The following is a 7,933-nucleotide window of genomic DNA, read 5'->3' as shown; positions in this document are numbered from 1 at the left end:
CCGGAAACTTTACCAAGGCAAAGAAGAATCTTCGGGTTGATCAGCTCAATCTGTTTTTTCAAATAAGGGAGGCTCCGTTCGGCTTCTTCCGGTTTAGGGTTTCGGTTGCCCGGCGGACGATGCTTTAAAATATTTGAGATATATACATCTTCGCGTTTAAAATTTATGGCACCCAGTATTTTATTCAAAAGCTGACCGGCAGCACCAACAAACGGTTCGCCCTGACGATCTTCCTGCTCACCCGGCGCCTCACCAATCAGCATCAAATCTGCATTTGGATTCCCTACTCCGAAAACTAAATTGGTATTTTCAAGGTCTGTTTTAAGTTCTTCAGCTGAAGTACAGAGCTCTTTTAACTCGTCCAATGTTGAACAGGCCGCAAGCTTTTCTGCAAGAGTTAAAGGCTTCGATGTTTTTTCGGATGGTAGTTCGCCTTCATCTTGATTCTTTAAAGACTGAGGCTCATCTGTTTGATCAGGTAAATCAATCTTCCGGTCCGAAATAGAAAAAGGGCCGTAAATTTCCTGTTCGGTTTTTAAGTAGTTGATGATGTCATCAATGGATATTTGATCGGAGTTGCTCATGAAGTATTTGAGGATAAAAAATAATGAATGACTGCCCAAACAGTATGAAAATGGAAAATGCAAAAGAGTTGGGAGAGGGGCAAAGGGTTTCGTCCTTTAGATAAAAATATATCACAAAGTGAAAGATAGAATCCGGACTTTTATTACCTGTACAGGCCGGGTAAAAAAATTGATTTCAGTTATTGATTGCCGGGCTGTTCCTCGAATCTTCGCAGCTGTTCGAAATACTTTTCGATCAAACGCTGGTACGTCTCAGAAAAACTCGTGTAATTCGGATCTTGCAATCGTGTTCGAATTTCCTGCTCAAGTTCTTCTAAAGTCATGTCAGGCGGAAGGGTTTGATCATATTGAGTTGAAGCCGTTCCTTCCCGCTCATCTTTTTCTCCTCTCTGCTGTAAAGCCTGCTCAGCGTCTAACATTCTGGATAAAATATTCTGCTGCCTTTCAGTCATAATGGGATCCGTTAATCCACCACGCATATCATTGATAGAATCTTCCATTTCATCCATCATTCGCTGAAGCTCACTTAAAACGCGGTCGCCGGATTCAAAAGCGCCTCTTTGCTGAAGTTCGCGTAATTGTTTTCTGATTTCATTCTGTTGACGTGCAAGCTGGTCCAGTCTTTCCGATTGTTCTTGACTCAGACGGTCACCCTGCATGTCGTTTATCATCTGCTGGAGCTGCTGATTCAACTGCTGCTGATCACCAGACATCTGCTGCATTTGTTCAACCATCTGCTCCATACTCATTCCGCCACCACCACCGCCGTTTTGTTGATCCTGAAGCTGATCAATCAGAGACGCCAGCATGGAAGCCAAATCATTAATACCCGCAAAGGCTTCCCTTGACGAAATTGAAGCGTTACGTTGATTTCTTTCAACCATTTCATCAAGCGACTGACTTAAACTGCGTTCTACTTCAGCTTTTTTTCTGTTAATTTGGTTGGGTACACCCGGCAGTTCGGATGAAACCTTGAATAGAGTGTCTGCGGTGATAGAAAATTGGTCAGCAACGCTCTTTTGATTTCGTGCCAGATCAACAAATCCCTGACTTCTTCCGCGAGTTTCGGCGGTTGTTTTGGTGATGTACTCCTGAAGGTCAGAGAGCTCCAGCAATGTGTAAAGCGATTGCTGCAGGGCTAAAATATTGACCTGAATTTGCTGTCCACTCATTTCACTTCTGGCCGACCTTATCTTTTCCGCCTGATCCTGAAGCTGCTTGCTGATTCCCTGTTGTTCATTTTGGATTTCATCACCTGTCTGTTCATTGCCTTGGCTCTTTTCATCTTCCGTTTTCCGGTTCAATTCCTCTAATTGCTCTGAAACTTCATCCAGTTGAGATTGAGATTCTTCTTTTATCTGTTTGATCTGTTGTTCAGATCTTTGCGGAGGGTTTTGATCGAGGTTTTCGAGTTGCTCAGAGATAGACTCAATGTCATCACCACTGTTTTCCAGTTCATTTTGCAGGTTTTCCAAAGACTGCTCTTCCTGTGGTTCGATTCGATCCGAGAGGTCTTCATACTGCCGGGCAAGCTTATCGAGATCGCTGTTCATTTTTAGCTGCTTAAAAAGCTCCACAGTACGCTCAAGGCGTTCTTTATAGAGATTTTCGTTAAAATTTACGTTTTCAAGTGCTTCTTCTATTTCGTCGGGTGACATATTCTGAAGCGCTTTTTGAAGTTCTTCCATAGCATCACGAAGTGCGGGGTCATCCAGCTCCTTCATTAACTGCTGAAGTTCACGGTATGCTCTTTGAGTCTCTTCCGAAACATTTTCATTTTGCATGATCTCGGATTGAAGCTGTTCAAAGCGTTCGTTCATTTGTTGTACAGCTTCATCAATATCTGATTGCTGATCTTTGATCTCCTCCAGCATCTGCTCTTCCTCGAAACCACCTTCAGGGTTTTGTCTGAGTCTCTCCAGAAAATCTTCATACTCCTGCTCCATATTGCTGAAGTTTTCTGAGATCTCGTCCATTTCACCCTGCACGTCTCGCTCTCTTCGATCAAGCTCTTCAAAACTATCAGCCAAAGAGGGAACAATAAGAGTTACAATGTTGGAGTCGCTGTATTTTGGACCGGACACTTCGTCATTATCCCAGACACGAATTCTAAATTCCAGTTCATCACGAGGCCTCAATTCTAAACTATTTAATTCCCACTGATAGTTCTCTGTATATCCGTTGCCCGGCCTCGAAAGTGTTTCACTTCCTTGAATCGGTGTTTCAACAAAAGCGCGGCGTAGTTCCCACATTAACTGAGCCCGGACCAGTCCGAAATCATCCGTTGCTCTGTAACTGATGTCCAGAATCTCGGGATTTGAAGTTTGAAATGATCCTGTAGGCTCAAGAATTGAAACAACGGGCGAACGGTCTTCCGCTTTTTTGAGAATCGTACGGTATTGATTACTGTTTTGAAGATCATCCACATCGGTCATTACAAACGAGAGCGTATCATTTTCCTCAGGTTCTATTGTAAGGGTTATCTCCGTATTGCCGTTACTGGATTCCATCACAGGGGCTATGTTTTCTTCAGAATGATTCACCATGATGGAAGTAAGCTCTTTATTGGTCTTACCTTGAAAAGAGATTTCAGAACCGGGATAGAAGGAAATGTCTGAGAAGGGATACTCTATCTCAGTATTTGAAAGTTGAGTATAGTCCGGCGGCTCTACTTTTGCAATGAGTTCTTCGAACCTGGGCTGAAGACGGATTTCTGCCTCATATTCGTCACTCACAAATCCATCCATTTCAAATCGATATGAAACCGTATTTGTAAGCTCTATCTCAGCGGGTTTAAACTTATTTCCCCCGATATTCTGAACCTGTCTCGATCTGTAGTTCTCCTCTACATCTGTCTTGAACGATAGGAAAACCTGTTTGGGTTGGTTCCCATCAGTAAAATTTATTTCCGGGGCAAAAAGAGACCCGTGTTCTAAAGTTACATCGCCCGGCGTAATGGTGTATTGATAGGGGTTGGGTTTGGGAAAAGTCTCCCAAAACTGAAATGTTCTGACCGCTGACTCCGTAAATGTCAAAGAGAGAGAACCGAAAAGCAGGAGGGAAGCAGCAAAAACTAATAACGATCGTTTATAGTATCTGTACTCAGTCTTTTTTTGAGTATAATTTTCAAGATCAGATTTTATTTCTGCAGGATCGCTGTTTGAGAGATTCTCAGATACGGCAGCATGGTAGAAAACAGAGTTTTTCTGATCCGGAAAGAGATGAAGGTCAACAGCACTCAGCAGCTTTTTCTTTCCTGTGTCTGAGAAAAAATCTGTATAGAACTGTTGAAAAGAGCTTAGTGAAAAATTCTGCTTAGCTTTCCAAGCCGAAAAAATTGCAGCCAAAACCAATACAAGCAGAAAGACTGTTTTTAATGCAGGGGCTGTATAGAGATAGTTCTCAAAAATAAAGAACAGTGATAATCCACTTAAGATAACAGTGAAAAGAGAAAATAGAATTGTTCTTCTTCTGAATTGTCCCAAACGAGCGTGCTGATTTCTCAGGAACTTGAGAAGTTCATCCAGTTTTTTCTCCGGTCTGTTTTTTGGGTTTTGAGACATTCAGGCTCTGAAGCTTAATAATATTGTGAGAGACACATAAATTAACGGAGTAACTTGACAATTATTCGATGTCGGATATCTTCATGGACTGATCCATAGAGTATTTCCCATCCTCATTTTTTAACGTGATTACTTCGTGCTCTGCATCATGCTCCAGATATATATACCAGGATTTCTCTACGGCCTTTTTTAAAAATTCTTTCTTTTCTTTTAGAGTTTGAAGCGGCTTCATATCGTAACCCATTATCCAGGGGAGTGGCACGTGAGCGTAAGTTGGAAACAGGTCGGCTGCGTAGACGATAGTTTTACTGTCATCCATGAAAACCGGTAGCTGCTGCCCTTCTGTATGTCCGTTAACAACAACTGTTCCAAAACCTTCTTCAAAGTTTACTCCGTCTTCAGTTAGGTTTAATCGTCCGCTGTTTTTAATAGGATTAATATTTTCCGGAAAGAAACTCGCCTTTTCACGATCATTGGGATTGGTAGCAGTTTCCCAATGCCGCTTGTTTATGTGATAGGTAGCATTTGGAAAAACCTCAATTAGATTCCCCTCGTTATCGTAGTCTGAAGTACCGCCCGAATGGTCAAAATGAAGGTGAGTAAAGACCATATCGGTGATTTCCTCAGGTTTAATGTTTAACTGCTTTAGAGAATCGATAAGATTGCTGTGGTCGTAATCCAGCGAATAGATCTTTTCCATCTTTTCATTAAACTTATTTCCACAACCGTTGTCAATCAGGTAAATTCGGCCACTTGTATTCGATTTTACCAACATGCATCGCATAGCCATGGGAATACGGTTTTTATCATCAGCCGGAATCATTCTGCTCCAAAGTGTTTTCGGTACAACACCAAACATTGCACCTCCATCCAACCTGAATCTTCCGGTTTCCACAGGGTATAATTCTAAGTTTGCAATTTCTAAGCGATTCATCATGTGCATTTTGAGTTCTGTTTTCAACTGACTTAAATGTAAATAAAAAAAGGCCGATCTCGTAAGAAATCGGCCTTTATAAAAGTTTATGTCTGCTTTAGAAAGCAGGAATCGGATCAACTCTATACATTGTATCCAGTAATGTAATTCCAATCAATAAAAGGAAGAATATGATTGAAAAAACAAATAATAGTGAGTTGAATTTACTATCCCAATAGAGATTCATGAAAAAGAGTAGTACCAGCAAAGCCTTTACAATAGCGATTGCAATTGCTACTACAACATTCCATGGTTCGGGAATTTCGATCCACGTTACGGCAACGGTAATGAATGTTAAGAAAAACAGGGCGATAGCAATTCCCCAGAGAAATTTAGCTGATGAAATATGATGTCCACTCATAGTAGTGTATAGTATTTTTTCAGTTAGTCGATCAGGTAGAGTAGTGGAAACAGGAATATCCAGATGATATCCACGAGGTGCCAATATAATCCGGTAATTTCTACTGGTGTATAATACCCGCTGTGAAATACTTTCTTTTTCGCTTTAACAACGAGCCAGATCATAAGTCCGATACCGACAGTTACGTGAATACCATGAAGCCCGGTCATCATGTAATATATGCTAAAGAAGATGTTAGCTTTTTCGTGCTCCAACCCATCGTATGTATAATAATTACCGGGTGCAATTCCTTTAGCGAGCTTATCAGAGTACTCAAAGTACTTAATTACCATAAATGTCAAAGCTAAACCGATGGTGATGTAGAGGTTTATAATCAGCCCTTTGATCTGGTTCAGCTGAGCAGAACGAATTGCCATAGCTACAGTCAGTGAACTACCGATTAATACGAAGGTATTCACACCGCCCCAGAAAGCATTGAGTTGAGTGGAAGCTTCGAGATAGAGTTCAGGATACCAGGCACGGTAGGCGATATAAGCGGCAAAAAGTCCCCCAAACATGAGAACTTCAGTCACAATAAAGACCCACATTCCCATTTTTGCGGATTCAAACTGTTGATCACTGTTAACAAAATGGTGTTGAACGTGATCCAGCCTTTTTTCTTCAATAGCAGAAGTTGATGACATAATTTCTGTTTTCTTATTCGTTTAAATTACGCTTTTTCAGGTGCTGTGTCAGGTACGTTCACCGTATCTTCTGCATGGTGACCGTTGTGTGATGATGCAACTCCTAACTGGAATTCTGACATCGGTTTGTGATAATCGTACGGTCCGTTAATGATAACCGGTATATGTTCAAAATTGTGTAGCGGTGGTGGAGAAGCTGTTTGCCATTCCAGGGCACGGCTTCCCCAAGGATTAGATCCTGCTTGCTTACCTTTAACCAGAGAGTGAATGAGGTAGAAAGCAATAATAAGGAATCCAACTCCCATGATGTAGGCTCCAATGGTCGACGTTTGATGGAATGGCTGGAACTGTTCGATATAGTTGAAATATCTTCTGGGCATTCCCTGAGAACCCATGATAAACTGTGGAAGGAACGTCATATTGAAACCGATGAAAATAAATGCAGCCGCAATCCTAGCCCAAACTTCACTGTACAATTTTCCAAACATCTTAGGCCACCAATAGTGAATACCTCCGAGAAAGGCCATCACCATACCGCCAACCATCACATAGTGGAAGTGTGCAACTACGTAGTAAGTGTCGTGCAGGTGAATGTCTACGGAAAGAGCACCGAGCATGATTCCGGTAAATCCACCAATGGTGAACAGGAAAAGGAAGATCATGATGTAAAGCATAGGAGCTTTTAAATCGATCGAGCCTTTGTACATCGTAGCCAACCAGTTGAAAATCTTAATACCCGTTGGTATACCCACCATAAAGGTTAAAAAGGAGAATACCATGTTTGCCAATGAAGACTGACCTGCGGTAAACATGTGGTGTCCCCAAACGAGGAATCCGATAAATGCAATGGCAAGTGAGGAAAGCGCAATCGCCCAGTAACCGAAAATGATTTTCTTGGAAAATGTGGATATAATTTCTGAAACAATACCAAAACCCGGCACAATCATAATATATACGGCAGGGTGGGAGTAGAACCAGAAGAAGTGCTGATACAGTACAGGGTCACCGCCTAAATTGGGATCAAAGATTCCGATTCCCAATGCGCGCTCCATGGTTAGAAGCAACAATGTAATGGCCAATACCGGTGTAGCTAAAATCTGAATGATGGAAGTAGCATAAAGTGCCCACAAATTCAGCGGTAATTTCGCCCAGGTTAAGCCCGGTGAACGCAGTTTGTGAATGGTAACAATAAAGTTGACACCTGTCAGGATGGATGAGAAACCGAGTATAAAAATACCCATTGTCATCATCATAACACTACCGCCAGTAGTTGCACTGTAAGGAGTATAAAAAGTCCAACCGGTATCAACGCCACCGGTTAAGATAGCTGTTAATGTGAAAAGTGCACCGATTACGTAAATGTAGAAACTTGCAAGGTTCAGGCGAGGGAAAGCCACATCCTTAGCCCCGAGCTGAAGAGGTAAGATAAAGTTACCTAAAACCGTAGGCACAGATGGGACCAGGAAAAAGAAGATCATAATGGCCCCGTGCAGGGTAAATACCTGATTATACATGTCTGCATCAAGGAAGTTTCTGGCAGGTGTCCAGAGTTCGGTTCTAAGAACCAATGCCAGAATTCCTCCCAGGAGGAAAAAAAGTGCAATTGCACCCAGGTACATTAGACCAATCTTTTTGTGGTCTACAGTAGTTAACCAGGCCCAAAGTCCTTTTTCTTCGTTGAGATAATGTTTTTCAGGATTTTCTTCCGGTTTGTATCGCCGGACCTGAATTTTTTTGTATGTAGTATTGGATGCTTCGGATGTAGCCAT

The 7,933-nt window shown here is 41.9% G+C and carries 6 protein-coding genes; all 6 read right to left on the bottom strand.

The window, feature by feature from the left end; translation table 11 throughout:
* On the bottom strand, positions 1–584 hold a 584-nt coding region (locus ACESM0_RS04995), incomplete at its 3' end, for a uracil-DNA glycosylase family protein (RefSeq protein WP_372904250.1).
* Between the two features lie 179 nt (positions 585–763).
* The gene (locus tag ACESM0_RS04990) at positions 764–4,147 is read right to left on the bottom strand and encodes a hypothetical protein (RefSeq protein ID WP_372904248.1); all 3,384 of its coding nucleotides are present in this window, start codon (positions 4,145–4,147) and stop codon (positions 764–766) included.
* A 61-nt stretch (positions 4,148–4,208) separates the two neighbouring features.
* A complete protein-coding gene (locus ACESM0_RS04985; RefSeq protein ID WP_372904246.1) occupies positions 4,209–5,084 on the bottom strand; it encodes an MBL fold metallo-hydrolase in 876 nt (291 codons plus the stop codon).
* 94 nt (positions 5,085–5,178) lie between these two features.
* On the bottom strand, positions 5,179–5,481 hold the full coding sequence (locus tag ACESM0_RS04980) for a cytochrome C oxidase subunit IV family protein (RefSeq protein ID WP_372904244.1): 303 nt from the start codon (positions 5,479–5,481) through the stop codon (positions 5,179–5,181).
* A gap of 23 nt (positions 5,482–5,504) precedes the next feature.
* A complete protein-coding gene (locus ACESM0_RS04975) occupies positions 5,505–6,164 on the bottom strand; it encodes a cytochrome c oxidase subunit 3 family protein (RefSeq protein ID WP_372904242.1) in 660 nt (219 codons plus the stop codon).
* 26 nt (positions 6,165–6,190) lie between these two features.
* A complete protein-coding gene (gene ctaD / locus ACESM0_RS04970; RefSeq protein WP_372904240.1) occupies positions 6,191–7,933 on the bottom strand; it encodes a cytochrome c oxidase subunit I in 1,743 nt (580 codons plus the stop codon).

Source organism: Rhodohalobacter sp. (assembly GCF_041686455.1).
Lineage (GTDB): Bacteria > Bacteroidota > Rhodothermia > Balneolales > Balneolaceae > Rhodohalobacter.
This window is presented reverse-complemented; position numbering and strand designations above follow the sequence as displayed.

What these genes read in the sequence shown, in the direction of transcription:
- ACESM0_RS04975 (WP_372904242.1), bottom strand. Translation starts at nt 6,164, where the DNA reads ATGTCATCAACTTCTGCTATTGAAGAAAAAAGGCTGGATCACGTTCAA.
- ACESM0_RS04980 (WP_372904244.1), bottom strand. Translation starts at nt 5,481, where the DNA reads ATGAGTGGACATCATATTTCATCAGCTAAATTTCTCTGGGGAATTGCT.
- ACESM0_RS04985 (WP_372904246.1), bottom strand. Translation starts at nt 5,084, where the DNA reads ATGATGAATCGCTTAGAAATTGCAAACTTAGAATTATACCCTGTGGAA.
- ACESM0_RS04990 (WP_372904248.1), bottom strand. Translation starts at nt 4,147, where the DNA reads ATGTCTCAAAACCCAAAAAACAGACCGGAGAAAAAACTGGATGAACTT.
- ctaD (WP_372904240.1), bottom strand. Translation starts at nt 7,933, where the DNA reads ATGGCTACATCCGAAGCATCCAATACTACATACAAAAAAATTCAGGTC.